The following is a 25,023-nucleotide window of genomic DNA, read 5'->3' on the forward strand; positions in this document are numbered from 1 at the left end:
CTTAGCCTCATTCATTATGGCAACGCAATGCAACTTCTTGCTATACACGGAGAGAATTATGAATAAAACCATAGCAGTGATAGGTGCTGGTTTATCTGGTATTGCCGCCGTCAAACAATTAACCGATGGCGGTCATCAAGTAACTTGCTTTGAAAAAGCAGAAAGTTTCGGTGGGGTATTCGCAGATAAGAAAATCTACGATGATTTACACCTCACGATCTCGAATTATTTTATGGCGTACTCTGATTATGTACCCAATCACCAAAAACTAAAGTTTTGGTCTAAGAAAGAATATATCAACTACTTAGGTGAATATATCGCACGCTTTGATATTGCAAAGCATATTCACTATGACCATGAAGTTTGTAGTGTTCAAAAACAAGGTGAAAAATGGCTGGTCACATACAAAAGGGGCGATGAGGAGCAGACGAAAGAGTTTGATATGGTCGCAGTGTGTTCTGGGCATTTTCAAAAGCCTAAGCTCCCAGAGCTGCCTGGGTTGGATATGTATCAAGGAAAGATTGAACACTCTAATGATTATCGCGATAAGCATAAATACGCCGGTAAACGTGTTTTATGTGTCGGATTAGGTGAAAGTTCGGCGGATATCACCTCGGAGATTTCACAGGTGGCACGCAAGTGTATTTTGTCACTGCGTCGATATCCAGCGGTGGCTCCGCGTTATATGGCGTTTCAAGAAGATCCTTACTTCACCATTGATACGTCTTGGTTAACGTCGCGTATTGTGAACAAGCTGCCGCATAAATATCACGGTGGGATCACCAAAGGGATTTTTAATAAATACGTCAATAGCCGTAACGACCATGTTCGCATTCGGGGTGAATGGCTAAAAAAATCAGGGCCTTCTCATTATCAAGCAGTCACTAAAAATGAGCGACTTTTCCGCCCGATAGCCGATGGTAAGGTTACCCCAAATATTGGTGGTATTGAGCGGTTTGAGAAAGATGCTGTGGTGTTTAAAGACGGTTCTCGTGAAGAAATTGATGCAGTTGTATTTTGTACTGGCTATCAACTGAGTTTTCCATTTTTAGATGTCAGTATTTCCAATATGCGTGATTTATATAAACAGATGTTTATACCTGAAATGGACCATTCGTTGTCATTCATTGGTTTTGTCAGGCCTCAACAAGGCGGCATCCCCGTCATCGCGGAGATGCAGTGTCGGTATTTATCAAAGTTGGCTAAAGGCGAGGCAAAATTGCCGACCTTATCTGAAATGCACGATGTCGTGAAGCATGACACTAAACATTGGCAAAAGGAATACAAGATAACCCCGCATGTCGCATCACTGGTGAATTACTGTCACTACATGGATTCAATGGCAAAGCTGGTTGGGTGCATGCCACAGATCCCAAGTTTATTTAAAGATCCATTGCTTCGAGTGAAGCTGCTGCATAACCCGCAATTCGCAGCCCAATACCGTCTGGATGGACCCAATAATATGACGCACACGGCAAGAGAGTTTTTGCTGAGTTTCCCCAATATTAGTTCTTGGCCAAGGATCGTTCACTTTGAATTGGCCCTTGGAGCACAAAAGCTCCTTGCTCGTCTGCGTTTAGACGGGTTACGTGAGATCAGTAAATAATTAGTGCGAGGAAAGGACATGATCCGATTGTCAGATGAGTGCTTATGCAATTTAGACGAGCGTCTAAATACACAAGCCTACAACATAAACAACCTGAGTTATCTGCAAAGAATTATCCTAGGCACAGATGGCACGGTAACCCAGTTATTAGAGAGCATCGTTGGGGAGAAGATTGTCGTCGATAAGTTACTAGAGGCGGATATCGCAGTATTACCTCATGAGGAAGAGATGCATTGCCAAAGAAGGGTGATCACCCTTAATGGGAAGAAAACGGGCTTGCCTTATTTGTATGCAGACTCTTTGGTTTATCACGGCAATATGAATGTGAACTTTTCTCGTGCATTAACCCAAACACGCATTCCCATCGGTAAGGCATGGGAAAAGTTTCAAATTGAAACATATAAAACGCTACTTTCTTGGGGCTTTGAATACGCAAACGAGCTTTCTCAGCACTTTGCTATTGAACCTCATGATCTTGTCTTGTATCGCACGTATTTAGTGTATTCGCAAGGCAAGAAGATTTTTCGCATTACCGAGAAGTTTCCCCTTGCTTGGTATATGCAATCAGAGCAGTTCGACAACCAATTTGCGTCAGCAGAACTATCAACTTTAGTCAGTGGGATTTGACCAATGAAAAACACCGATACAGCAGAAGCTTTACCACAAAGTAAGTTAAATATAGATGAGTTAACACCAACAATTCCTCATATCGCGTTTGATAGTGAGGATGGACAGACGTTTTTCTGGGGTGAGGACTTTCACCTTATTATTGAATCCTTGTCTAAAAAATACGGCGACATTTATTCTGTGGAGACAGCCAAAGGGCCTATAGTGGCGCTCAATGGCTATCAATATATTCGAGAGGCGCTAGTGGCACAGAACGATGTGTTTAACGTGCGCGCAGATTACGATATACTGCAAATCGCCCCACAAAAACATTTCCTAGAATTAGAAGCGGGTGAGCAATGGCAAGTGCATAGAAAAGTATTTGCAAATGCCATGCGCGAGTACTTCTCCACTCGTTGGGATCAAATAGAAACTTGGATGACCACGGAGGTCAATGACATAGCCGAGGCGTGGAAAGCACAAGGTGGTATTGCTTTTGACCCAAATAGGGAAGTGTCGCTAAAACTTGCTAGCTTCTTACACAAAGTTATGTTTGATGACCGTTTTGGTGAGTTTGAAGTAAATATTTTTGATGAGAAGAGTTTAAGTTGGTTGCCTAATGGCTTTATCAATAGTACTCGTCATGAACTGATGCCAAAGGACTTGCAAGCGCAGTATTACGATCAATATGGTGATGCAATTGAAAAGTTTAGCTCTAACCTGAACGGACTTGATCAGTACGTCTCGTTCAATGTCAATCGACGCAAAGAGGATTATGTAGCAGGTGAATATCGCGATTTATGTGATTATCTATTTGCTGCAAATGCCAGTGTTGATGATGCAACTAAGGCTGCCCTTAATATTGGTGAAAAGGAAATTGTTGTTGGTTCATTGACTCAGGTTGCTGGCGCTGGTGGCGGTGTCGGCGCGTTTGCGATGCGTTGGGCGCTACTTTATTTGGCTGCATATCCGGAATACCAAGCGCGGGTACAAAAAGAATTAGACGAAGTAGTAGGGCGTGATGAGGTGCCATTAAATAAGCACAAAGCTGATTTACCTTATACACAGGCTTTTATTGCTGAAGTTCTGCGCCATTGTTCGATCACGTCGATGCCGGCTGCGAATTATGCAACCAGTAAAGATACGTTATTAGATGGTTATTTTATTCCTGAAGGTACACCGTTAGTGATTAATAACTACAGTATTACACGTGATGAAACATTGTGGGAAAACCCAGATGAGTTTGTGCCTGAGCGCTTTTTAGATGACAACGGTGAATTGAGTAAAAAGCAGCAAGGTAAGGCATTTCCATTTGGGTTAGGCCAGCGACGTTGTTTAGGTGAGCATTTCGGAAAGTATATTATCCATACTTTGTTTGCTCAGTTGGCTCACAAATTTGAGTTTTCAATTCCGAAGAGCAAAAAGGCAAACCTAAAAGCAATTTCAGGGGTATTTTTAGTACCAGAAGAAGTAGAGATAAAAGCGAAAGCTAGGTTTTAAGTCGATTGAAAACCACCATTTTATGGTGGTTTTTTTATGTTGTTTTATCAATTCGTCCAGTTGTGAGTGAGTAATTGCTGTTATCTTGATTTACAACACTGTTCATAAATATAGATTTATCCAAAAGCCTACTATTATACACCTTTTGGAAGTTCTAACGTTTAGTAGAAGGTGTTTCAAAATAAGCCTCTTAAAAATCAATTTCACGAATAATGAGTGGTGTTTTGTGTCGTTTTTTTCATCGGAAATAATACTTGCATTGGTTATATACTCAATTTTTTTTCGTCAGGAGTTGTTAGTATGTTGCGGTTAGCGTGAGATTGTGTATTGCAGATAGCTTTTAACATGAAAAATTCAGTTTATTAAAAAGCACATAAATCGATAATATAGGGCGCATTACTCTTTTTTAAGGCAGATTTTATAAAGTACAAAGAGCCTATCTTTATTTGTATACGCTTTACATGTACCTTAAATTGTTACAGTGTTTGCTTGAATATTTCCAAGAACGTCTTGTATTTATTCCAAGATTGCCCTCTTTTCTTGATAAGAATAATGCAATTCAAAGGGGGTTTTAGTAGTTGAGCTTAGAATTAAAGGAATTTCCATGAAGCTAAATATAAAAAAATCAAAACTAAAGACACTTTCAAATGATAATTCGTCATTACCAAGTAAAGCAACTAAAGCTATTGCAGGTGGTGGTATTTGGGTATCGTTGTATAACGAGTGTAATGTAACTTTAACTGATGCGACAAAGTGCTTTACTCAAAATATCACTGACTGTACAAGTAACTACTGTGGTTAAATAGTTTAAGTATGTTAAGGCCAGTGTTAGCTGGCTTTTTGATAATAAGCGCATTTCTTACTAGTCTTTATTCCATGAACTTTTATTTCCTACACCTTAACTACATAAATATTTCGATAATAATGAGGTATGTATGAGAAACACGTTTTTAATTAGTCGTCTTGTTACGCCTTTTGGAATTTTTCGGGTGTCTGGGCATTACGATAATAAAAAGGATCTAGAGATAATAAATTTAGATGTTATGGGTACAGATGGGTGGGTGTTATTTAATAAAGATTTTGATAAGAAAGAAGAACTATATTTACATATTAAAGAGTTTTTATCGACTAACGACGAGTTTTAGGCTTAGCGTTAATCATAAGTATAAATTAAATATATTAAGAATAATTGGAATTATGACTATTCCTCGTTCGATGCCAGGTGAATTTTTACCTGACATCAGAAGGTCAATGTCGCCTTAGTTTAATTTGGCCACTGTATTTACAATACTATCAATCTGTTGATTAATTTCGTTTATGGTCGTGTTTAGCTCTCCAATAAGAACGACACCTGAGCTGACCTGCTCAGCACTTTTTCTCATAGAATCCGACACTTCTTCTGAATGCGTAAGGTTTGCCTTAACAACATCGGCAATTTCAGTCGTTGAACTACTGGTTCTAGCGGCAAGTTGACGTACTTCGTCGGCAACAACAGCAAACCCTCTCCCTTGCTCACCCGCACGAGCTGCTTCAATGGCTGCATTGAGCGCCAGTAAATTAGTTTGCTCTGCAATGGCGCTGATAGTAGATACAATATTACTGATTTGGTCTGACTGTTTGTTCAAAGCCTCTATTTTTGTCAATGCTATACTCATGTCATCGCTCAATGTTTGCATGAGATCAATTACACCCGTGACAGACTCTGAGCCTGTTTGAGCTGCTTTATCCGCCAAGCTTGAGGCATGACCCACATCCTCCTGCGTTTGGCGTGTCCCGACAATGCGTTCTGTGATATCGGATGCAAATTTAGTCACCTTGATGACTTTGCCGTTTTTATCGATAATAGGGTTATAGCTGGCTTCAAGCCATAACTCGTTACCCAGTTTATTTTTTCTTTCAACTTGACCGCTAAAATAATGACCAGCAGCTAATTGGTTCCAAAGTGCAGTGTAGTCTCGAGACTGAACGATATGTTCTGGGCAAAACAGACTATGGTGTTGACCTTTGATTTCGTCTAAGCGGTAACCTGTTGCCGCCAAGAAATTATCGTTGGCACTGAGCACATTACCTGATGTATCAAATTCGATAACAGCCATAGAACGGTACAGTGCGTCAATCAGGTTTTGTTGAGATACAGCTGTGTGTTCACGCTTAGTGACATCAGAAGCAAATTTGATGATCTTGACTAATTGGCCATCGATATTGAAAACAGGGTTGTAGCTGGCCTCAAGCCAAAGTTGTTTTCCAGAGCGAGTAAAGCGTTCTATGGTGCCAGAGAAAAAATCGCCTCGATTTAGGTTTTGCCAAAGATGTTGGTAATCCGCCGAGCTAGTATATTGCCTATCACAAAAAATACGATGATGTTTACCAATTAACTCATCTAATTCGTACTCCATTACTTTGAGAAAGTTATCATTTGCTGTAATGATTTTTCCATCGGGGGTGAACTCAATGATAGCGGTAGAGCGCCCTACAGATGCTAGCGTCTGCTCAAATGCTTGTTTCTCGCCCATAACTTGATCTAGCGATTGCTGCAGTGCTTTTCTTTCTTTGCCAAAACTAAACATTGATGTTCAAAACCCTCAAGGCGATTATTTAGGATTGTCGAATTATTGTTATGTGCAAGCGAAAGTCAATGAGTATGTTTAAATATCATAAATTAGTATGTATTTTGTACCTTTTATGGTTTAAGTAAGTCTATAATTTCCATAAAAAACAATGGTTTGTTTATTTATTGATATTGTTTGAATTAGATTGCTTTTATGTCACCAAAGAAAGCTTCTAGCGCTTTAAGATGTTGCTTTTTGTGTATTTTATTGAACGAATGGATGAGTTTTAAACAAAGTGTATTTTAATATTATTAGTGCTGTAGCGCTGTGTATACTTTGCTCAAGCAATAGAGGCCCACAATTCAATGGAGTGGACTAGTACCTTAAATTTTTTTAGATGCGTGATATTGTTGAAAGTAGTACAAGATAAGTGGTAAACATGCTTAGCAAATAAAAATAATAATTTGGAGTATATGATGCGATTTAGCTTTATGGTTTTGATACTCGTCTTATCGTTTGGGATCCAGGCAAGTGATACACCTGAAAAAGCGGTGAGCTCGTTGTTCTCCGCGCTCTCACATGCGGCAAAAGAAAAGCCGAATATCCCAATGCTTAAGAAGCTATTTCACCCTGAGGCAAAAGTTTATGGTGTCCATTTTACTAAAGACGTCCCGAGTTTGATGGCCATTTCTAGTACCGAGTTTATTAAATTGCTTGATAAAGTGCCTGAAAAAGGGTTTTACGAATGTGAGGTGGTGAGAAAAGTGCAAACATATGATCGTTTTTCACAAGTATACAGCGTGGCAGAAACTCGGTTTAATAGAGAGCAAAAGCAGCCTGATTTTACAGGGGTAAATAGCATTCAGCTTTATAAACACGACAATGAATGGCAAATATTATCCTTATATTATCAGATAGAAAGCCCTAGCCACCCCATAAGCTTAGAGGGCGCTAAAAGTGGTGTGTGCTTGTAGCTAGAGCTAAGAACACCAAATGGCTTAGCAGTGCTTCATTTCGTTGTTGAGCCAGTCGGTAAATATTTGAAGCCTTGCTAGCCTGGGGGAATTTGTATCGTAGACAAAATATCGCTTAACTTTGTTTGGATGTGGCAGTTTGTAGGGAATAACAAGGGTTCCCCTATCCAGTTGCGCTTGACATAAGTACGGAGCTGCCAGTGTAACGCCATGACCACTAGAAACCGCACTAATTGCCATGTCTGTTGAGTTGACCTTTGTCCAAAGAGTGTGATGTTCAATCCCTTTCACTCCGGCTACGTCAAACCAGCTAGGCCAATCGTAGGGACCTGCATGAGTTAAAGTGACTATATGCTGGGACAATAGATTGGCGGGGTCGTTTAAATTGAGTTGTTTCGCTAAGCTATTTGAGCAAATAGGGTAAACGGGTGACTCGCCAAAGTATTCGCAGTTAAAATTATCCGGTGTATGTTGCTCAACCGTGGTACCAAATCGAATTGCTAAGTCTATATGGGCCTGCTTTAAATCAACAAAATTTGCTGATGAAGAGACGTTAATTTGAATATTAGGGCAACGATCTGTAAAGTCCTGCAACCTTGGCATCAACCAAAGTGAAATAAAAGCCTGAGTAGAGGTGATAGTCAGCTCACCTTCAAGGCCCTCTTTTTGAACTTGGTTGATCCCTTTATTTAATATCGTGAGCCCTTTTTGAGTGTGTTCGAACAGGGCAGATCCTTGCTGCGTCAGCAGCATCCGTTTTCCTTTACGAATAAACAAGCAAGTATTGAGTAAGGCTTCGAGTTGACGAATTTGTTGACTGACAGCTGCTTGAGATATACATAATTCTTGTGCTGCTAGGCTGTAGCTATTGTGTCGTGCCGCACATTCAAACGTGACTAGCAGGTTGATATTTTTAAACACGTGATGTTGATAATCCTTGAATTTATCTTGGTATTATAAGCAGAGCTTATAATAAAAGTCGATTTTCATCGTTGGTCTTTTTTAATCGAGACTGCAAAAATGCAGCCATTGAATATACATCAATACAATGAATAAATAGAAGACAAGGACATAATGATGATTGAATTTAAACAGCTTCACCAACAGAAGGCGCCACTTTTATTGGCAAACGTCTGGGACGTAACCAGTGCAAAATGTGCTGAGCAAGCTGGCTATCAAGCAATTGGTACCTCCAGTGCAGCATTGGCTGCAGTGCTCGGTTACGAGGATGGTGAACATATACCTTTCGAAGAGCTATTGTTTGTTGTGAAAAGGATCGCAGCATCTAGCAGATTGCCTTTGAGTGTTGATATGGAGTCTGGCTTTAGTGCAGATCCGCATATTATTGCAAACCATATTCAACAGTTAGCCAAGTTGGGTGTCGTGGGGGTAAACATTGAAGATAGCCGAGTAAGAGATACACGCACATTATGTAATAAAGATGAGTTCGCGGCCCTGTTGCAGAGCGTGCGTGCAGAGCTTACCGCGAGAGATGTACCCATGTTTATCAATGTGCGCTGTGATGCATTTTTGCTGGGTGTTGATAATGCAGTAAATGAAGCACTGAGCAGAGCGAGTAGCTATCAAGCAGCCGGTGCGGACGGACTCTTTTTCCCATGCATATCTCGTGAACAAGATATTATTCAAGTGATTGCAGCAACTCCATTACCAATTAATGTGATGGCTGTCCCATCTCTACTTGGCATAGAAATACTGACAAAGCTTGGTGTTAAGCGAGTTAGCACAGGCAATTTCGCGCAGATAGCAATGAATGAGCAATTGAGTGCAAAGTTATTGCAAATTAAAACGCAAGGCAGTTGCTCAGTGCTTTTTGAGTGATGGTATTTTTAGCAACACTTTTGACCAAGAAATTATGTGCGTGTGCGGTTGTGCAACTGTCCCCGAGCTTTTGATTATCAAATAGAGATAACGCTCGTGTTTTAAATGGTTCAAATAGTAACGCTATGAAAGCGGTTCACTTAACTTCATAATGGAGTGATGAGGTATGTCGCACATTGTAACTTCTAAATGACTGAAGTCTTGGTTATAAGGTGATGCTGCATATAGAATATTTGAGTTATCTTTAAACGTTGAGCGGCTCAAAATATTGATTGAGCTTTTACCCTGAACAAGCGCATACATCTTGCTTTGACTTATTTTCCAAGCACAAACCTTTTCGATTTCAGGGTTATTAGCTTGTGTGATTTTGACGACATTTGACGCGATAGATAAGTCCATGTAGCTTTTTTGACTGCATGCTAATTTGTAATAAAAGGCGCTGGAATTAACATTACAGGGTATAAGCTCAAACTCAACCGCATTTTTGACTAAACCATTGCCATAAAATAAGCCGGATATTTCATTACTAATTGTTATATAGCCAAAATCTTGACCTTGAGTAACTAGTTTTAGGTGTTGTTTGCTCATGCTTAATTACCCACAGTGATTTGACATCACCTGTATTGCACTCTCTTTAACTCATGTTAATAAGACGAACGTCTTAATGAGAACATTAATGAGACTTTATTGAGTAAATATGACATTAGGTCAAAACTTATGTATTGGTACGAATAAGTTTTGATAGAGTTCATCTGACTATAAGTATAACTTCTTACTTCCTCCATAATTTGTTGATAACGTCTCCTTAGTCATTTAAAACCCTGTATACGTAGCAAGAAACAGGTCAGTGTTCCGAGCAGCATAAGAACGCTTTTTGATGGCTTAATAAATGCATAAAATTCCACGATAGACTTTACTAATTCAAAAAAGGTGTGAAATTGAATTAAGGCATTTTCAAACAAATATGAAGCCAAAGCTGATAAAGCTGTTAATCAAATGACAGGTTTTGGGTGTGTACCCAGCTAATAATAAAGTCTCATATTGTGAATTTTGCTAAAGAAATCACGCATTTTTCCGATAAATTTAGTAATAATAGTAACTTGTACTATTTTGGCATTGAGTGTGTTTACAATCATTCATAAACTGCCTGAAAAGCGGCCGATTTTAACTTAACATTGTAAGGGCTATGTGCTGAAATGGTGGAAGTTGCATAAAAAAAAGTAAAATATGCAAGAGTATTTAGGAAGGAAGTGATGTCGTTGTTTAGTTTTGATGAGGAATCTGGGTATGTTTCTATGAAGGAACATCCTGCGCACTCGGGGTTTCCCGCTAGTGCTGCACAGCTAGTTGAGCTGCTAGAACAATCCTCTTATGCCGACTTTGATGTCATTCATGCCAACATTGGTCAATTATTTGCCCCTTCTGATGATAGAGACAAAGACGTCCTTATCGTTGCGAGGGCGGTCGACGCTTCCATTACTGTACGTGTTGAAGAAAATAACATGTTAGCGGAAGCCAGACTAACCACTGCCAGAGGTGGTAAGTTAATCACGATTGATGAAGCAAGAGATGCTTTGACCAATGCAGGTGTGGTAAAGGGTATAAATGAAAGAGCGCTTGATACATTTTTGGGCCAGCAATTTGAGCAATCCCCCGGTAGTGTGTATTCAGGTATAGTCGCCCATGGTGTCAGAGCAAAAGATGGTACGGATGCACGGTTTGTTCGGTTATGTATGACTGCACAGGATCGCGTACTGAGCCCTCAGGAAAAATCCGGTGGCAAGGTTGATATGCGAGATTTGGGTGCCATCATTACTGTTAAGCCAGGTAGTCCACTAATGAAAAGGGTTCCGCCAACACCTGGTGAAGAAGGCTTTTCTGTGTTTGGTGATGTGTTAGAACCTAAACCGGGTAAAGACTACGCACTACAGGTATCGGAGGGGACAAAGATAAGTCCAGATGATCCCAATTTACTGATTGCTGACGCAAAAGGTGTTCCCGTGGCTGTGCCGCGCGGTATGCGTGTTGATGATGTTTTATGTTATGACAACGTAGACGTAACGACTGGGCATATCGAGTTTGACGGCAGTGTGGTTGTCAGTGGTGATGTTAAAGATGGCATGAGAATAAAGGCATCTGGTGATATTACGGTCATTGGCTTTGTTGAATCTGCACAGTTAGAAAGTGAAAGTGCAGTGACTGTTATGCTTGGGGCAATAGGACGTAAACGCATAGAGGGCGAAGACTTTTCTTGTATCATTAAGGCTAAACGTACAATTTCGGTTGGATACGGGCAATATTGCCACATTGAGTCTGAGCAGGACCTATTTATTGAGCGCCAAGCTTTGCATTGTGATTTGAAGTCGAAAAGACTGATCAGAGTGGGCAAGGGGGATACACCTCGTGGAAAATTAATTGGCGGCAATGTGTATAACGCGATGCGCATTGAAGCAGGTGAAGTGGGGGCGCCTTCAGGAACAAGAACACGTATTGTTCTTGCTCAAGATTGGTATGACTTGAAGAAAAAAGAAAAGGAATTTAAAGAGCTTGATAAGCTTTTATCAGACAAGATACTCGCTGTGAAACGGGCGCAAATTAAAGCGAAAAAGACACCTGTTTCAGATAAGCGAGATAATTACCTGAAAAAACTGGCTGTTACAGAGCAACGTCTTGATACACACTACAAACGTAATGTCCGTAATTGTAAGTTAGTTGCGCAAAAGTTACTGCGCTTGGTAAAGTTAAGTCGTGTCAAAGTGAATGAGCTAATGCATCCGGGTATAGAACTGACTATCGCAAAAGACAGTCGGTCTTTTTCCAGAATTTACCCACCTCATTCTGTTAAGTTAGACGCTGGGAAAATTACCCAGGAGTTTCAAAACTAAAAAAAGCAGCCTAGGCTGCTTTTTTTAGTTTTGATGATTAGTTTAAATAGCGTTAATTAACCCTGCTCAGTACTACCTGACTCTTCGCTTTGAGGTAGTGGCCAGCCACCTAGAGCTTGCCATTTATTGACAATGTAGCAGAATAGCTCTGCTGTACGTTCAGTATCATAAAGTGCAGAGTGTGCTTGAGAGTTATCAAATTCTATTCCGGCAGCTCGACATGCTTTTGCAAGTACTGTCTGACCCAGCGCTAGTCCTGACAAAGATGTGGTATCGAAGCTAACGAAAGGGTGAAAAGGTGTGCGTTTTATATTATTACGCTCAATTGCCGCGTTCAAAAAACCATGGTCAAATGCCGCATTGTGAGCAACAATGACAGAGCGCTGACATCCAGCATCTTTTTGTGCCTTTCTGACTGCTTTGCAGATTTCTTTGATTGCTTCGCTTTCTTCTACTGCACCACGTAGCTCAGAGAAAGGGTCAATACCGTTAAACTCTATGGCAGATTGCTCTATGTTAGCCCCCTCAAAAGGCGATACATGGAAATGAATGGTTTTATCAATGCTGAGCTCACCTTGACTGTCCATTTTTAATAAACTGACCGCAATCTCTAGCAAGGCATCAGTTTCTTTATTGAAGCCTGCTGTTTCAACATCAATTACTACGGGGAAAAAGCCTCTGAAGCGTTTTGCGAATAGGGTTTGCTCTTGTTCTGCCATGATTAACTTGGATTTCTAAAATTAGCCGCCTATTATACTGATCATAAGGCAAGATGCTAATTAGGATCGGGTCAACAAGTAGATATTTTTACTTTCTGTCGATTTATTGTCTCGAAAGACGGTATGTTTATTGCTTCTGTGTATCTTGAAATATGATTTAGGCACTACAACGTTGGCCTGTTTAGTTGTTCATAGGCTTGGAGAAGAAAAGTGAGTTTACATTTCAATATATTAGCGACGGTAATTACATGCGTGTTTGCGACTAGTGCGCACAGTGCCATGCGGCAATACAGTGCCTCCGTTGATAACTCCAAGTGGATGGTAGATAGAACGACACGGTTATCTTGCACACTTTCTCATGATGTTCCATATTACGGCGAAGCCATTTTTAGCGCGACAGCAAGTAAAAACAAAGATCTTACTTTTAATCTTGATATGGTTATTCGACCCGAAGACTATGATTTTGCAGGGCTGGAATCTGTGCCGCCAAGTTGGCGTGCAGGGTTGCCTGCGCGTTCAATGGGCGAGATGGCTTTACTTAAAAAGTTTGACGGAGAATTATCTAATCCAGTCGCTTGGGAAATGCTTACAGAGCTTGAAAAAGGCTATCAACCTACCTTCTACTATCAAGATTGGAATAACAAGCATGACCAGATTGCCGTTTCTTTATCGTCTGTCAACTTCAAAAAATCATATTGGGACTTTTTACAGTGCAGAGATAACTTGTTGCCGTACAGTTTTGAAGACATCGCATTTGTGGTGATGAATTACCGTAAGAATTCGAGCGACTTGACTAAGTCATCACGCAAGCGACTGGATATGATTGGAGAATACTTAAACAATGATCCAGACATTGATTCAATTTATATTTCAGCCTACTCAGACAGTTATGGTGGTAAAAACGTCAATTTGAATCTATCTAAAAAGCGCGCGATGGCGATTAAAGAATATATGGCAAGTAAAGGCGTACCGGCTGAAAAAATAATGACGGATGGCTTTGGTGAAAAGCGTCATGTTGCGATAAACACGACACCGATAGGGCGTGAAGCGAACCGTCGAGTGATAATACAAATTTCCAAGCCCTAATCGCGGGCTTGGTAGCATCAGTTCATGCGGTGCTTAGATTTTATTCCTGATCATATCTCTGATAACTAAACGGGCAGGGTGCAGTGCCTCGTGAACTCGTTCGCTAAATGGCAAAGGTTCTTGGGTCAAACTTGCAACCAGGTGCTCCGTAACAAGAGGTGCAGTGCACAGTCCTCTTGCGCCAAATCCGGTGACTACATGCAGTCCTTTATGAGGTAAGTTTTGGGCTTTAAAGTCGTAGAACTTGCCTCTTTTGATATTCTCGTATGCTTGCAGCAAATCATGTCTGTCTTGGACTTGCCCAATCATGGGGGTATGGTCGTTAAAGCAGCATCTCACAGCAGCTTTAGCGCTTTCAATTGAGCCTAGACTATTATTGAAGTCAGTCCCTTGATAAAAGCCAGCAAGTTGTTCACGGTTGGTGATGTTATCTTGTTCAGTGACTTCTCTTGATTTGCTATGTTTTTCAAAAGTTGCGCCCATGCAATGTAGGCCATTGTGGCTCGGAGTAAAGTAGCCTTTATGGCAAAGTACTGTAGCCAGTTTAGATGAGGTATCTCCCTCGTTGATATGAGAGACTTGTCCGCGGACGCCGTGAATGCCAATATCTTTCGTTTGCTCAAACCGATCTGAGTGTTCACCTGCGCAAACAAATACATCTGAAAATGGACCGAATTGACCTTCGTTTGTCGTCAGGTACCAACCGTCTTCTTTCTTATCTAGCTTTTCAACGTGAGTATTAAAGTGACACTCGCTAGCTTGTAGATCTTGTGCTGCATTAAATACAGATTTAGTGAGCCTAGGAGGACTAACCCATCCGCCAAGTTCAATAAATAGTCCACCGTACGGGGTATCAATATTGGCAATTTCTTGAGCTTCGGTTTGATCAACTGCTTTGATCAGCTGTTTTGGAAAAATGTTGCTCTCGGCCACTTTGTTGTGTTGTGTTTTTTTACTGTCGTTGATGCTTTGTAATAGGACACCGCACCATTGATGGTCAAAGTGATAGCCAGTATTGAGAAGGTGGTCGTAAAAGCGTCTGGCATACAAAAAGCTATGCGCATAAAATTCAGATGGGATCCCAAACTCACTTTGTAGGTTTGGATAAACAGCACCTTGCAGGTTGTGTGAGGCACCTTGGGCAAGTGCGTCATCTTCGCAAAATAGGTTTGTTTTGATGCTGCGTTTTGCCAAATGATATTGCAAGCAACTACTTGCTATACCACCACCAATAATTGCAACATTAGATAGCTCAGCCGCATGTTGCTGATAGTACAATGGAGTTGTTGCCTGTTCGGTCGTCGCATTGAGCTTACCAACTACCATTTCTCGTTTTCGGCCATAGCCTTTGACTTTTTTACACTTAAATCCTGCACTTTGTAAGCCTCTTCGAACAAAACCAGCAGCGGTAAAAGTTGCAAAGGTAGCGTCTTTTTGACTCAAATGTGCCATTGCGTTAAAAAGGGATTGTTGCCACATATCAGGATTTTTGCTTGGTGCAAAGCCATCCAAATACCAAGCATCTACAATGCCTTTGCTCTGATAAGCTATTTGTGGCATCGAATCTTCAACATCTCCAAACCAGAGATCCAAAACAACGCGACCTTGCTCAAATTCAAGTCTATGGCAGCCTTGCAGTGCAAGCGGGTATTGCTCACACAGTTGCTCCGATAGCGATGTTAATCCGGGCCAAGCTTTTAAAGCTTGCTTTAAGTCATCAAGTTTAATGGGGTATTTTTCAAACGACATAAAGTAAAGTCGTTCAACAGCTAGATTCTCTGCTTGTTTAAAGCGAGCCCACGTATTTAAAAAATTCAGCCCTGTGCCAAATCCAGTTTCTGCGATCACAAAGTGCTTTCTAGGGTGTTTTGTGAGTCTTGTTTGTAGTTCATTTTGCTCAAAGAAAACATAATTTGACTCAGCCAACCCATCGTCATTGGAAAAATAAACGTCGTCAAAGTTGTCGGCAACAGGGGTACCTGAATCATTAAAGTGGATTTGTGCGTTACTTATCATATAAATACGTTGGTATAATGCTCATTGATGACTGGTATTTTACTGCTTTTATTTGCATTAGTCCGTTGCAATTTCACAAATATCAGTTCAGAGTACGTGTGTACGCTGGAAAGCTGACCACTTGATCAGTATTTTACGCGTAGAATACACCTAAATTTTTTAAGTCCTAAGGGAATTACCCATGAGAAGAGCCGTAATTACGGGGATCGGTGTTGTTTCAAGCATCGGTAACAACAAGCAAGAAGTATTAGAATCTTTGAAAGCGGGTAAAAGTGGTATTGCTTTTAACCAAGAGTTTGCTGACATGAATTTGCGCAGCAATGTATCAGGCAAAATTGATATTGATGTGAAAGCGTTAGTAGACCGTAAGGCGCACCGCTTTATGGGCGATGCTGCTGCCTATTCATATATTGCGATGGCGCAAGCTATCGAAGACTCAGGTTTAGCTGAAGACCAAGTTTCAAATGAACGTACTGGCCTTGTAGTTGGTTCTGGTGGTGGTTCTTCTAAATACCAAGTAGAGGCAGCTGATATTTTACGTGAGCGCGGTGTTAAACGCGTTGGCCCTTACATGGTACCGCGTACTATGGCGAGCACAACATCGGCATGTCTAGCAACACCTTTCAAGATTAAAGGTGTAAACTATTCAATTAGCTCTGCATGTGCAACATCTGCACACTGTGTTGGTCACGCGGTTGAACAAATTCAACTTGGCAAACAAGACGTTATTTTTGCAGGTGGCGGTGAAGAACTACACTGGACACTGGCAATGGAATTTGACGCGATGGGCGCGCTATCAACTAAGTACAACGAAGAGCCAGAAAAAGCGTCACGTACATATGATGCAAACCGTGACGGTTTTGTTATCTCTGGTGGTGGCGGTATCATGGTAATTGAAGAGCTTGAGCACGCGCTTGCTCGTGGCGCGCATATCTATGGTGAAATCGTAGGTTACGGCGCGACTTCAGATGGTTACGACATGGTTGCGCCATCAGGTGAAGGCGCAGTTCGTTGTATGAAGCAAGCGATGGCAACAGTTGATGGCGACATTGATTATTTGAATACGCACGGCACATCAACACCGGTTGGTGATGTAAAAGAGCTCGGCGCAATTCAGGAACTGTTTGGCGATAACTCACCTGCAATCAGTGCTACTAAAGCAATGACTGGCCACGCTTTAGGTGCAGCTGGTGTTCACGAAGCCATTTACTCAGTACTTATGCTTGAAAATAACTTCATCACGCCATCAATTAATATTGATGAGTTAGATGAAGAAGCAAAAGGCTTAGACATCGTAACTGAACGTCGTGATGTTGAATTAAATACTGTGATGTCAAACAGCTTCGGTTTTGGTGGCACAAATGCAACGCTTGTTGTTCAAAAATACAAAGGTTAATTTTTTAAATTAGCTAATTGATAAAAAGCCCGAAAGGGCTTTTTTTATACCTAAATTATTATAGTTATTAATCCTCATCATAATTTATACCTCTACATACCATCAATTTATAAATATATTTATCGTGTATTTTACCTTGTTGAATAAAAAATTTTGCTGTGCTAAAAAGTGTGCGTACATACAAGGTGTACGTAGTTATAAAAGGGATAATTATGGAAGATATATACGAAGTAGATGTTGATGGAGATGGTATCAGTGATGGCGTAGTCGCTGACTTGGACGGCGATGGGTATATTGATACTGTGGGCGTTGATCAAGACGGTGATGGTTACATTGATACCGTTGCAATGGATACTGATGGAGATGGTTATGTAGATACCGTCATGGTTGACGAAGACGGTGATGGCGTAGTTGATGCTATTGCGATGGATACAGATGGTGATGGCTATGTAGACACTGTTGGCGTTGACTCTGATGGCGACGGCGTTATCGATACTGTGGCTGTAGATACAGATGGTGATGGGGTAATTGACGTTGTCGCCATGGATCTCGATGGTGACGGTGATATAGATGCGGTGATCGCTGATACTGACTTTGATGGTGAGGCGGATACCATGATTATTGAAGACGATGGATTTGACGATTATTAATATAATAAAGGGATTTAACTATGTTCAATAAAATAAAAGAAACAGCAGCAAAAAACTTCACTGATGAAGAAGGGAATAATCAATTGGGCGTTAATTTAAAAGAAAAGAGTGAAGGCTTAACTGCTTCTATTAAGCAAAAAGCGACAGATGCGAAAGATAATATCAAAGATATATCTGTCATGAACAAAGTAAAAGAGTTCACCAAAGCATCTGTAAAAACAGTTGAAGATATTGATAACGACTTACTGGCGAGTAATTCGCAGTATGAAATCAATAACTTTAGAGTTTCAGCAACGGCTGGTGTTACAGCTGGTATGACCCTAGATATTCACTTTGTTAAAAACCAAGGTGCGAAGGAAATTGCGCAGAAAGCATCGCGCTTTTTGATTGTGGTTAACCCTGACACTGGAAGCAAAATCCAAGTACCACGAAGTGCACTAGTGAATAAAGAAACAGCGAAGATTAAAGATCCAAAAACAGATGCTGTACTAACAATTGATGCTAAAACTGGCGCGATACTGGCTTAGTTTTAAAGCAAATAACGATATACAGCCTAAATGCTAGGCTGTATATTCCATGTGTTAAACCTTATGCTTCATGAGCCTTTCTTTATCGCGAGACCAGTCTCTGTCTTTGATGTCTGCGCGCTTGTCGTGCATTTTCTTACCTTTTGCTAGGTGAAACTCTAATTTTACCCAACATTTTTTCCAGTACATTGCAGTAGCGACTAATGAAAAGCCATCACGTTCTGTGGCACCGATTAATCTGTCTATTTCACGCTTATTGAGAAGTAGCTTACGATAACGAAGCGGATCGCAGATAACATGTGTAGAAGCACTGTTTAAAGGTTGAATTTGAGAACCAAGCAAAAACGCTTCACCGTCTTTTAGATGGATATAAGTTTCTGAGATATTCACTTTACCTGCTCGGATACTTTTAACTTCCCAGCCTTGTAGTTCCATACCTGCTTCGAACTTATCGTGTAAAAAATACTCATGACGCGCTTTTTTATTTAACGCGATGGTATTGCTTGTTGATTTATTTGATTTTTTCTTTGCCATAATGGCTTAGTCTACCTACAAATCGAATTGGAAAACAGTGTTATTTAATTTATCTGCGATATTTTCGCTCACAGTGGCGCTGCAAACAAGAAAAATCTTGAAAAGCTTGGTAAAATTGGCACAGTAAAGTTTGGAGATTGTATGCCACAAGTAGAAAAAAGTGCATTGGTGATGTACAGCACACAAGAAATGTTTGATTTAGTCAATGATGTAGATGCGTATCCTGATTTCCTACCAAATTGCTCAGGTGCAAAAGTACTAAGCAGTTCAAATGATGAGATGACAGCAAGCTTGGAAATATCAAAAGCGGGTCTGACCAAGTGGTTTACGACAAAAAATCAGTTTGAAGGTAATCGAGTTAAAATGCAGCTTGTTGATGGACCGTTTAAATCATTGCAAGGCTATTGGGAGTTTATTGAGTTAGATGAACAAGCGTGCAAAGTTAATTTAAAACTGGAATTTGAATTTGCAAGTAAACTTATCGAGCTGGCTTTTGGTAAGGTCTTTAACGAAGTGGCAAAAAATATGGTCACAGCGTTCACCCAACGGGCTAAGTCTGTCTACGGGGTTAGATAAATGATAAAAGTTGAAGTTGTTTTTGCGCTTCCTGAAAAAGCGACCAGTGTAACCGTAGATGTGGCGGAGGGTACCTCTGCTGAACATGTAGTTATGCAATCGGGTATTTTAGATAAGTGTCCTGAAATTGACCCAACTAATCTGAGCCTTGGTATTTGGAATAGAACGGTAAAGTTACATCAGGTGGTAAAAGAAGGGGATCGAATAGAAATTTACAGGCCTTTAATTGCTGATCCTAAAGAGGCTAGGCGTCGCAGAGCTGACAAGGCAAAAGAAGAAGGTCGTGCAAATAAGATCACGGGTGGTCGAGCATAAAGAGTGTTATTTGATAAAAAGCCACGTTCTTACGTGGCTTTTTAATGCTAGATAGTAAGTCTATTTAATATTGTCTTCACTTTGCTCATGGACTGCTTTTTCATCAGCTAAGTCTTCCTTTAACTTTCTGATTTTTAAACCAAGCTCTTGCCCTCTGTGTCTTGCGTAGTATGTACAACCAATAAACATAGCTGAGGCAAAAGTTAACTCTAAAGCTATCCATATTAGCTCATCAGTTGCTATCCAAAGCAAAGTGAGTCCGTGTATAAAATATATAATGACAATGAAGTTAGCCCATGCAAAGGTATAGGGTTTATCTTGTACTATGCCTTTTAATGGCAGCAACAATGGAAGAATGTAAACTGTAAATATAAACCCTTCGCTGTAACCCTCTCTTGGTGATGCTACAAACAACCACAGGGGCATTAATAACAACAGACCACAATATCCAAATAAGGCGAGTCTATGGAACAGCTTTGTTTTTGGTTGCTTGGGGATCTGAGTCATAATAACTTACTGGCCACTCTGTAGAGCCGAACGGCGACCGCTCGGCAGATTTTTACTTCAGTTTCAGTTAACTGGGCACTATTTTCTAGACCTGCAACATGTGATGCGCCATAGGGTGTCCCACCACTTTCTGTAGAAAGTAATTCAGGCACATCATAGGGTACTCCCATTAACATCATGCCATGATGTAGTAAAGGGAGTGATAGGTTTAAGAGTGTTGCCTCGTTACCGCCATGCATGCTACTTGATGATGAAAAGACACAGGCCGGTTTATCAATCAGTTGACCTTTTAACCACAAATCGCTGGTTGTTTCCCAAAACGTTTTTGCTTGTGCCGCCATCATGCCAAAACGTGTTGGTGTGCCAAATGCTAGGCCATCACACTCAATAAGGTCTTGTTTAGAAATCACAATATCATGAGGATGTTTTTGTACAAATGTGCGTAAACGCACAGTCGCACCTTGTGCGCTCAGTGTATCGGCGATTTCATTGGCCATAGACTCTACAGAGCCATGGCTAGAATGATATAAAACTAAAATAGTTGGCATAGCTTAGATAATATCTAGTACTGATTCAGGAGGACGTCCCAGCGCAGCTTTGTCACCTTTAACAACAATAGGGCGCTCAATTAGCTTTGGGTTATCAAGCATAGCTTGTCTTAAAGTCGCTTCATCGCTGTCTTTATTTAGACCAAGCTCTTTGTATATTGCTTCTTTATTTCGAACTAACTGGTGTGCAGAATCAAAACCTAACTTAGATATAAGTGCGTTTAAGGTTTCTGAATCAATAGGTGTTTTCAAATACTCAACTATTTCAGGTTGAATTGAGTTTTCTTCTAACAAAGCAAGTGTTTGTCTTGATTTAGAACAGCGCGGATTGTGGTAAATAGTGACTGACATAATGAACCTTTTAAAACGGTAACCAATAATCTTAACGGTAATTGTAACTGATTGATTTCAGTGTGCCTATCTTCTGTGCCCGCAGGTTGGATACGAGTTAGGATGATATAGGCACCTGTTTTTTTATAATTTAGCGAGCTCTTTTTGCATATTTCGATACTTGGCAAGTAGGGCTTTCAAACGAAGTTTTTTAATTTCGTCTTCTTTTTCAATAAAGTTAAGCGCTTTTTGCACTTCATCTGCGGCTTTCATGAATGCACCATAGTGAGAGAGTAAACTCGCACGAGATTCATGATATGCGGCTTTATTTTTACTGAGCTCATAAGTTTCTGTTAAAAGTTGCTTGGCAAGTACATGATTTGGTTTTTCCAACAAGAACACTTTAAGAAGCTGTTCAGCTTTGTCATATTCTTTCGCCTTGATAGCTGTATTTGCAAGGTTTAATGTAATAACTTGGTTGTTAGGGCGCAACTTGTGCTTTTTCTCTAACACTTCGATTGCAGGCTTGAATAGCTTTTGTCCTATCTTGATATCAGTATAAACGTCCAGATAAAACAAGTTATTAGGTTGTGCCTTGACTAATTTATTGATGATTTCTTCTGCTTGGTCATATTTCTTCTGATCAAGTAAAGATATTGCGAGCCCGTACTCATATTGGCTTTTGTCCAAATCCGATGTAGTTCTTAAAGTATTCTCAAAATAGGCTTGTGCGTCTTGAGAGTCCATGTGGTAGCGTGCGATCACTCGGCTTTTTGCATAGAGAAAATCTGCACTGCTAGGAACATACTTCTTTGGGTATTGCTGGGCTCTTAACCTGACATCTGATACTCGCGAGTCCGGTAAAGGGTGAGTGAGTAAAAAAGCAGGAGGTTTATTTTGAAAGCGCACTTGAGCCGCTAGTTTAGTTAGAAACTCACTTGCCGCGTAGGGGTCATAACCCGCTTTTTGCAGCGTTTGCATACCAAAGCGGTCGGCTTCTTGCTCTGCTTTTCTGCTATGAGTTAGCTGACTTAATGCTGCTTGTGTACTATTTGCTGCGAGTATAGCCATTCCTGCGTCAGGCGCAACAACTGTGGCCAGAATACCCGTGATCATACCTGCAATGGTCAATGCGCTATTATCTTTGGCACTTTGTATACGTCTTGCTAGGTGTCGTTGCGTAACGTGTGCAATTTCGTGTCCCAGCACAGATGCAAGTTGGCTTTCATTATCAGACTGAGCAATCAAGCCTGTGTGCACGCCAACGTGACCTCCATAAAATGCAAATGCATTGATAGCTTTGTTATTTATCCAGAAAAACTTAAATGGAAATCTTACGTCATTGGCACTAGCAACCAGCTTGTTGCCAAGCGATGATAGATATTCATTAAGAACAGGATCTTGTACAAGTGGTGAACTAGAGCGGATCTGCATCATCATCACTTCACCTAATGCTTGCTCTTTCTCAATAGGCAGCACTTGTACCGCTGATGTTCCAAGGTCTGGTAACTTAAAATCTGAAGCTGTACTGATTGAAGTGTAGCTCATTGTGATAGCACAAAGTGTGGTTATAAGAGCTTTTCTAAATTGCATCCTAATCCTTCTTAATATCTTCACCGAGCATGATCTTAGCTAGATTTAGCTCGTCTTCACAAGCTCGGGCGTCTTTTTCACATAATTGATAAAAATCTTTTATTGAGACACCATCAACGCTCACAACGTTCAATTCTCTTTTTAAAAGAGAGATTGTTTGATGCACTACTTTGTGTGCGTGGAGTATGAGGGCTTTATCTGCAATATCCCCACGCTCAAAATAAAAACCAATAAACTTATGCAGTTGACTAAATCTTATCAGTGATTTCATGGTATGGGGGTCCCATACGTTAAACTCAAGATATTTGTTGTCCTTTAGATAGGTATCTACTTTAACGCCACGGGCAATTGGAAACGCCCAAAGCTCATAACCCCGATCTGTAAAAGCTTGGTGTAGAGATATTTGAGGTGCGCCATTACAATGAACAATGCCGTTGTCATCTTCATAGCCATCGAGTAGTTGTAAATTCCAATTTCGCTTATCGAGTATTCTTTTTATCGCATTATCAAAACCATGTTGAAATATCCCTTCGCTTTCACTTACTGAGGATGCGACAAGGTGATAAAAGGGTGGCAACTCCCCCCAATTGATTTGCTTTTTATACCAATTGATTTCTTTTAATGTCGGGTTGGCCGGTAAACTTGCCTTGTTATTTGCTCTTGGCATGTGGTTTCCCGTAAAACTTGCTGTTCATATAAGAATAAACCATTGGCAAAGTACAAGCTACAGAAAGGCGCTGTAATATGCGTAAAATAGAATATTATTCTCTTGCTATTGAGTGCTTAGGTGCCTTATAAACAAGAAGCGTATTTATAGTAGTAAATATTATAGGTTTATAATTGGTTTCTAATGTTTTAAAAGTGTATAAGATGCTACTTTTTGTTTGTTTTATCTATCCTGATTGTAACGAAGTGAGTGCTTTTGAAGTTGGTTAAAGAGCAATGCATTGAAGCAAATGCCATCGATTTGAGACAGTATCAATGTCCACAGCTCTTTGTTCAGTTTAAGTGGCATTTAAAGAACTGCCCAGATAAAAGTATTCAGTATATTTGTACAGACGAGCAAGACCTGTCTGATGTTAAGCGCTATTTGTGCAACAACTCCTATCATTATGCCTTTATAGAAGAAGGTCAATTACATTACATTGAGGTGTACATCACGGATGTTTGAGTTAATTAAATCTTGGTATCAGGATAAATTTTCGGATCCCGATTCAGTTACGTTGCTATTAATGCTCGTTTTTACAGCGACAATGCTGTATTTCTTTGGTTCATTTGTTATTCCAGTGCTTGTCGCCCTAGTTATCGCATATTTGCTTGATTGGCCTGTCACTAGGTTACAAAAGTTAATGCCTAGTCGACTTATGGCGACAAATTTGGTGATGTTAGGCTTTATTGGCATTGTGCTGGCTCTGTTGCTTGTGATAGTTCCTGTTTTGTGGTCTCAAGCGAGCAATTTAGTGCAAGAAGCACCGAGCATGATTGAAAAGGGTCGAGATTACTTGTTGCACCTTCCTGAAGACTACCCAAATTTGGTCTCAGTACAGCAAGTACAAAACATTGTGGCTGGGGTTGAGAGCAAAGTACTTGCTTTAGGTGAGCTCATTGTTTCTGTATCCCTAACGTCGATTAAGGATTTAGTGGCTTGGTTAATTTACTTGATCCTTGTGCCTTTGTTAGTATTTTTTATGCTTAAAGACAAAGTGTCTCTAACTTCAGGTATTAAGCAACTAATACCAAAAGATAGAAAGTTAATTACGCAAGTGTGGGAAGAAATGGACCATCAAATCATGAATTATATTCGTGGCAAAGTCATTGAAATTGTGATTGTTGGAGGTACAAGCTTTATTGCTTTTGCCGTATTGGACTTACGCTATGCTGCTCTGCTTGGCACTTTAGTTGGGCTGTCGGTTTTGATCCCATTTATCGGTGCAGCATTGGTCACCATCCCAGTAGCTGCGGTGGCATTATTTCAATTCGGGGTAGCGCCAGAATTTTGGACCATTTTAATTGTATACGGTATTATCCAAGCACTTGACGGTAACTTATTAGTACCTCTGTTGTTTTCAGAAGCGGTGGACCTAAACCCCGTTTATATCATCGTAGCGGTACTATTTTTCGGCGGTTTATGGGGGTTTTGGGGAGTTTTCTTTGCTATCCCTCTAGCATCTTTAGTGAAAGCGTTAGGAAATGCTTGGTCAACAAGCCACAGGCGTGTACAGACAAGTTAGAATGAAATAGATATTAGACATGGGAGCTTTTAGCTC

The 25,023-nt window shown here is 40.4% G+C and carries 26 protein-coding genes and 1 pseudogene; 16 read left to right on the plus strand and 11 right to left on the minus strand.

What is annotated here, in order from left to right; all coding sequences use genetic code 11:
- The first annotated feature begins 58 nt into the window (after positions 1–58).
- From L1077_RS10775 to L1077_RS10795, 5 genes are all read left to right on the plus strand, one after another.
- Entirely contained in the window at positions 59–1,606 is a 1,548-nt protein-coding gene (locus tag L1077_RS10775; protein WP_237136852.1) for an NAD(P)-binding domain-containing protein, read from the plus strand.
- Positions 1,607–1,624: 18 nt separating this feature from the next.
- Positions 1,625–2,233 carry a chorismate--pyruvate lyase family protein gene (locus L1077_RS10780; RefSeq protein ID WP_237136853.1) on the plus strand — a complete coding sequence of 203 codons (609 nt, stop codon included), beginning with the start codon at positions 1,625–1,627 and terminating at the stop codon, positions 2,231–2,233.
- A 3-nt stretch (positions 2,234–2,236) separates the two neighbouring features.
- Complete coding sequence (locus L1077_RS10785) at positions 2,237–3,712, plus strand: cytochrome P450 (RefSeq protein ID WP_237136854.1); 1,476 nt, start codon at positions 2,237–2,239, stop codon at positions 3,710–3,712.
- A 604-nt stretch (positions 3,713–4,316) separates the two neighbouring features.
- Positions 4,317–4,514, plus strand: coding sequence for a hypothetical protein (locus tag L1077_RS10790; protein ID WP_237136855.1), 198 nt, complete (start codon positions 4,317–4,319; stop codon positions 4,512–4,514).
- A gap of 133 nt (positions 4,515–4,647) precedes the next feature.
- A complete protein-coding gene (locus tag L1077_RS10795) occupies positions 4,648–4,857 on the plus strand; it encodes a hypothetical protein (protein ID WP_237136856.1) in 210 nt (69 codons plus the stop codon).
- 183 nt (positions 4,858–5,040) lie between these two features.
- Here L1077_RS10795 and L1077_RS27445 read toward each other — a convergent pair.
- Positions 5,041–6,162, minus strand: a pseudogene (locus L1077_RS27445) (methyl-accepting chemotaxis protein); the annotation flags it as partial.
- A gap of 572 nt (positions 6,163–6,734) precedes the next feature.
- Here L1077_RS27445 and L1077_RS10810 point away from each other — a divergent pair.
- Positions 6,735–7,235, plus strand: a complete 501-nt coding sequence (locus tag L1077_RS10810; protein ID WP_237136857.1) for a hypothetical protein — start codon at positions 6,735–6,737, stop codon at positions 7,233–7,235.
- 24 nt (positions 7,236–7,259) lie between these two features.
- Here the strand turns inward: L1077_RS10810 and L1077_RS10815 are convergent, their stop codons facing one another.
- Entirely contained in the window at positions 7,260–8,156 is an 897-nt protein-coding gene (locus tag L1077_RS10815) for a LysR substrate-binding domain-containing protein (protein ID WP_237136858.1), read from the minus strand.
- A 153-nt stretch (positions 8,157–8,309) separates the two neighbouring features.
- On the opposite strand from L1077_RS10815, the gene L1077_RS10820 reads away from it, so the two are divergent.
- Entirely contained in the window at positions 8,310–9,074 is a 765-nt protein-coding gene (locus L1077_RS10820; protein WP_237136859.1) for an isocitrate lyase/PEP mutase family protein, read from the plus strand.
- A gap of 123 nt (positions 9,075–9,197) precedes the next feature.
- Here L1077_RS10820 and L1077_RS10825 read toward each other — a convergent pair whose 3' ends face one another.
- Complete coding sequence (locus L1077_RS10825) at positions 9,198–9,662, minus strand: hypothetical protein (RefSeq protein ID WP_237136860.1); 465 nt, start codon at positions 9,660–9,662, stop codon at positions 9,198–9,200.
- Positions 9,663–10,327: 665 nt separating this feature from the next.
- Between L1077_RS10825 and L1077_RS10830 the strand changes: the two genes are divergently transcribed.
- A complete protein-coding gene (locus L1077_RS10830) occupies positions 10,328–11,959 on the plus strand; it encodes a DUF342 domain-containing protein (RefSeq protein WP_237136861.1) in 1,632 nt (543 codons plus the stop codon).
- A 56-nt stretch (positions 11,960–12,015) separates the two neighbouring features.
- Here L1077_RS10830 and rnt read toward each other — a convergent pair whose 3' ends face one another.
- Complete coding sequence (rnt, locus tag L1077_RS10835; RefSeq protein WP_237136862.1) at positions 12,016–12,678, minus strand: ribonuclease T; 663 nt, start codon at positions 12,676–12,678, stop codon at positions 12,016–12,018.
- 228 nt (positions 12,679–12,906) lie between these two features.
- On the opposite strand from rnt, the gene L1077_RS10840 reads away from it, so the two are divergent.
- Positions 12,907–13,764 carry a flagellar protein MotY gene (locus tag L1077_RS10840; protein ID WP_417709486.1) on the plus strand — a complete coding sequence of 286 codons (858 nt, stop codon included), beginning with the start codon at positions 12,907–12,909 and terminating at the stop codon, positions 13,762–13,764.
- A gap of 33 nt (positions 13,765–13,797) precedes the next feature.
- On the opposite strand, the gene mnmC is transcribed toward L1077_RS10840, so the two are convergent.
- Entirely contained in the window at positions 13,798–15,780 is a 1,983-nt protein-coding gene (mnmC, locus tag L1077_RS10845) for a bifunctional tRNA (5-methylaminomethyl-2-thiouridine)(34)-methyltransferase MnmD/FAD-dependent 5-carboxymethylaminomethyl-2-thiouridine(34) oxidoreductase MnmC (protein WP_237136864.1), read from the minus strand.
- 181 nt (positions 15,781–15,961) lie between these two features.
- On the opposite strand from mnmC, the gene fabB reads away from it, so the two are divergent.
- The 3 genes from fabB (at position 15,962) to L1077_RS10860 (ending at position 18,353) form a co-directional block, all read left to right on the plus strand.
- Positions 15,962–17,176, plus strand: coding sequence for a beta-ketoacyl-ACP synthase I (fabB, locus tag L1077_RS10850; protein ID WP_237136865.1), 1,215 nt, complete (start codon positions 15,962–15,964; stop codon positions 17,174–17,176).
- Positions 17,177–17,388: 212 nt separating this feature from the next.
- Complete coding sequence (locus L1077_RS10855; RefSeq protein ID WP_237136866.1) at positions 17,389–17,826, plus strand: hypothetical protein; 438 nt, start codon at positions 17,389–17,391, stop codon at positions 17,824–17,826.
- A 20-nt stretch (positions 17,827–17,846) separates the two neighbouring features.
- Positions 17,847–18,353 carry a hypothetical protein gene (locus tag L1077_RS10860; protein WP_237136867.1) on the plus strand — a complete coding sequence of 169 codons (507 nt, stop codon included), beginning with the start codon at positions 17,847–17,849 and terminating at the stop codon, positions 18,351–18,353.
- A gap of 54 nt (positions 18,354–18,407) precedes the next feature.
- Here L1077_RS10860 and smpB read toward each other — a convergent pair whose 3' ends face one another.
- Positions 18,408–18,887 carry an SsrA-binding protein SmpB gene (smpB, locus tag L1077_RS10865; protein WP_023401520.1) on the minus strand — a complete coding sequence of 160 codons (480 nt, stop codon included), beginning with the start codon at positions 18,885–18,887 and terminating at the stop codon, positions 18,408–18,410.
- Positions 18,888–19,028: 141 nt separating this feature from the next.
- Here smpB and L1077_RS10870 point away from each other — a divergent pair, with 141 nt between their 5' ends.
- Together L1077_RS10870 and L1077_RS10875 are read left to right on the plus strand one after the other, a co-directional pair.
- Positions 19,029–19,463: a type II toxin-antitoxin system RatA family toxin gene (locus L1077_RS10870; RefSeq protein WP_237136868.1), complete on the plus strand. Its 435-nt coding sequence runs from the start codon at positions 19,029–19,031 to the stop codon at positions 19,461–19,463.
- Positions 19,464–19,778 (plus strand): RnfH family protein, encoded by a 315-nt coding sequence (locus L1077_RS10875; RefSeq protein ID WP_063363053.1) that lies wholly within the window; start codon positions 19,464–19,466, stop codon positions 19,776–19,778.
- Between the two features lie 60 nt (positions 19,779–19,838).
- On the opposite strand, the gene L1077_RS10880 is transcribed toward L1077_RS10875, so the two are convergent.
- The 5 genes from L1077_RS10880 to L1077_RS10900 form a co-directional block, all read right to left on the minus strand.
- A complete protein-coding gene (locus L1077_RS10880; RefSeq protein WP_237136869.1) occupies positions 19,839–20,285 on the minus strand; it encodes a DUF2069 domain-containing protein in 447 nt (148 codons plus the stop codon).
- A complete protein-coding gene (gene wrbA / locus L1077_RS10885) occupies positions 20,282–20,833 on the minus strand; it encodes an NAD(P)H:quinone oxidoreductase (RefSeq protein WP_237136870.1) in 552 nt (183 codons plus the stop codon). Before wrbA ends, L1077_RS10880 begins: the two co-directional genes overlap by 4 nt.
- A 3-nt stretch (positions 20,834–20,836) precedes the next feature.
- Positions 20,837–21,184 carry an arsenate reductase (glutaredoxin) gene (gene arsC, locus L1077_RS10890; RefSeq protein ID WP_237136871.1) on the minus strand — a complete coding sequence of 116 codons (348 nt, stop codon included), beginning with the start codon at positions 21,182–21,184 and terminating at the stop codon, positions 20,837–20,839.
- A gap of 123 nt (positions 21,185–21,307) precedes the next feature.
- Complete coding sequence (locus L1077_RS10895; RefSeq protein WP_063363057.1) at positions 21,308–22,756, minus strand: beta-barrel assembly-enhancing protease; 1,449 nt, start codon at positions 22,754–22,756, stop codon at positions 21,308–21,310.
- Between the two features lies 1 nt (position 22,757).
- Positions 22,758–23,423 (minus strand): hypothetical protein, encoded by a 666-nt coding sequence (locus L1077_RS10900; protein ID WP_063363058.1) that lies wholly within the window; start codon positions 23,421–23,423, stop codon positions 22,758–22,760.
- 255 nt (positions 23,424–23,678) lie between these two features.
- Between L1077_RS10900 and L1077_RS10905 the strand changes: the two genes are divergently transcribed.
- Entirely contained in the window at positions 23,679–23,927 is a 249-nt protein-coding gene (locus tag L1077_RS10905; RefSeq protein ID WP_063363059.1) for a hypothetical protein, read from the plus strand.
- Entirely contained in the window at positions 23,920–24,987 is a 1,068-nt protein-coding gene (locus L1077_RS10910) for an AI-2E family transporter (RefSeq protein ID WP_237136872.1), read from the plus strand. Before L1077_RS10905 ends, L1077_RS10910 begins: the two co-directional genes overlap by 8 nt.
- Positions 24,988–25,023 lie beyond the last annotated feature (36 nt).

The sequence above is a fragment of the Pseudoalteromonas luteoviolacea genome (assembly GCF_021654285.1).
In the GTDB taxonomy this organism is placed as follows: Bacteria; Pseudomonadota; Gammaproteobacteria; order Enterobacterales; family Alteromonadaceae; genus Pseudoalteromonas; species Pseudoalteromonas luteoviolacea_J.

What these genes read in the sequence shown, in the direction of transcription:
- L1077_RS10820 (WP_237136859.1), top strand. Translation starts at nt 8,310, where the DNA reads ATGATGATTGAATTTAAACAGCTTCACCAACAGAAGGCGCCACTTTTA.
- L1077_RS10810 (WP_237136857.1), top strand. Translation starts at nt 6,735, where the DNA reads ATGATGCGATTTAGCTTTATGGTTTTGATACTCGTCTTATCGTTTGGG.
- L1077_RS10785 (WP_237136854.1), top strand. Translation starts at nt 2,237, where the DNA reads ATGAAAAACACCGATACAGCAGAAGCTTTACCACAAAGTAAGTTAAAT.
- L1077_RS10860 (WP_237136867.1), top strand. Translation starts at nt 17,847, where the DNA reads ATGTTCAATAAAATAAAAGAAACAGCAGCAAAAAACTTCACTGATGAA.
- L1077_RS10895 (WP_063363057.1), bottom strand. Translation starts at nt 22,756, where the DNA reads ATGCAATTTAGAAAAGCTCTTATAACCACACTTTGTGCTATCACAATG.
- L1077_RS10880 (WP_237136869.1), bottom strand. Translation starts at nt 20,285, where the DNA reads ATGACTCAGATCCCCAAGCAACCAAAAACAAAGCTGTTCCATAGACTC.
- L1077_RS10775 (WP_237136852.1), top strand. Translation starts at nt 59, where the DNA reads ATGAATAAAACCATAGCAGTGATAGGTGCTGGTTTATCTGGTATTGCC.
- arsC (WP_237136871.1), bottom strand. Translation starts at nt 21,184, where the DNA reads ATGTCAGTCACTATTTACCACAATCCGCGCTGTTCTAAATCAAGACAA.
- rnt (WP_237136862.1), bottom strand. Translation starts at nt 12,678, where the DNA reads ATGGCAGAACAAGAGCAAACCCTATTCGCAAAACGCTTCAGAGGCTTT.
- L1077_RS10830 (WP_237136861.1), top strand. Translation starts at nt 10,328, where the DNA reads ATGTCGTTGTTTAGTTTTGATGAGGAATCTGGGTATGTTTCTATGAAG.
- fabB (WP_237136865.1), top strand. Translation starts at nt 15,962, where the DNA reads ATGAGAAGAGCCGTAATTACGGGGATCGGTGTTGTTTCAAGCATCGGT.
- L1077_RS10825 (WP_237136860.1), bottom strand. Translation starts at nt 9,662, where the DNA reads ATGAGCAAACAACACCTAAAACTAGTTACTCAAGGTCAAGATTTTGGC.
- L1077_RS10780 (WP_237136853.1), top strand. Translation starts at nt 1,625, where the DNA reads ATGATCCGATTGTCAGATGAGTGCTTATGCAATTTAGACGAGCGTCTA.
- mnmC (WP_237136864.1), bottom strand. Translation starts at nt 15,780, where the DNA reads ATGATAAGTAACGCACAAATCCACTTTAATGATTCAGGTACCCCTGTT.
- wrbA (WP_237136870.1), bottom strand. Translation starts at nt 20,833, where the DNA reads ATGCCAACTATTTTAGTTTTATATCATTCTAGCCATGGCTCTGTAGAG.
- smpB (WP_023401520.1), bottom strand. Translation starts at nt 18,887, where the DNA reads ATGGCAAAGAAAAAATCAAATAAATCAACAAGCAATACCATCGCGTTA.
- L1077_RS10795 (WP_237136856.1), top strand. Translation starts at nt 4,648, where the DNA reads ATGAGAAACACGTTTTTAATTAGTCGTCTTGTTACGCCTTTTGGAATT.
- L1077_RS10855 (WP_237136866.1), top strand. Translation starts at nt 17,389, where the DNA reads ATGGAAGATATATACGAAGTAGATGTTGATGGAGATGGTATCAGTGAT.
- L1077_RS10900 (WP_063363058.1), bottom strand. Translation starts at nt 23,423, where the DNA reads ATGCCAAGAGCAAATAACAAGGCAAGTTTACCGGCCAACCCGACATTA.
- L1077_RS10875 (WP_063363053.1), top strand. Translation starts at nt 19,464, where the DNA reads ATGATAAAAGTTGAAGTTGTTTTTGCGCTTCCTGAAAAAGCGACCAGT.
- L1077_RS10870 (WP_237136868.1), top strand. Translation starts at nt 19,029, where the DNA reads ATGCCACAAGTAGAAAAAAGTGCATTGGTGATGTACAGCACACAAGAA.
- L1077_RS10910 (WP_237136872.1), top strand. Translation starts at nt 23,920, where the DNA reads ATGTTTGAGTTAATTAAATCTTGGTATCAGGATAAATTTTCGGATCCC.
- L1077_RS10790 (WP_237136855.1), top strand. Translation starts at nt 4,317, where the DNA reads ATGAAGCTAAATATAAAAAAATCAAAACTAAAGACACTTTCAAATGAT.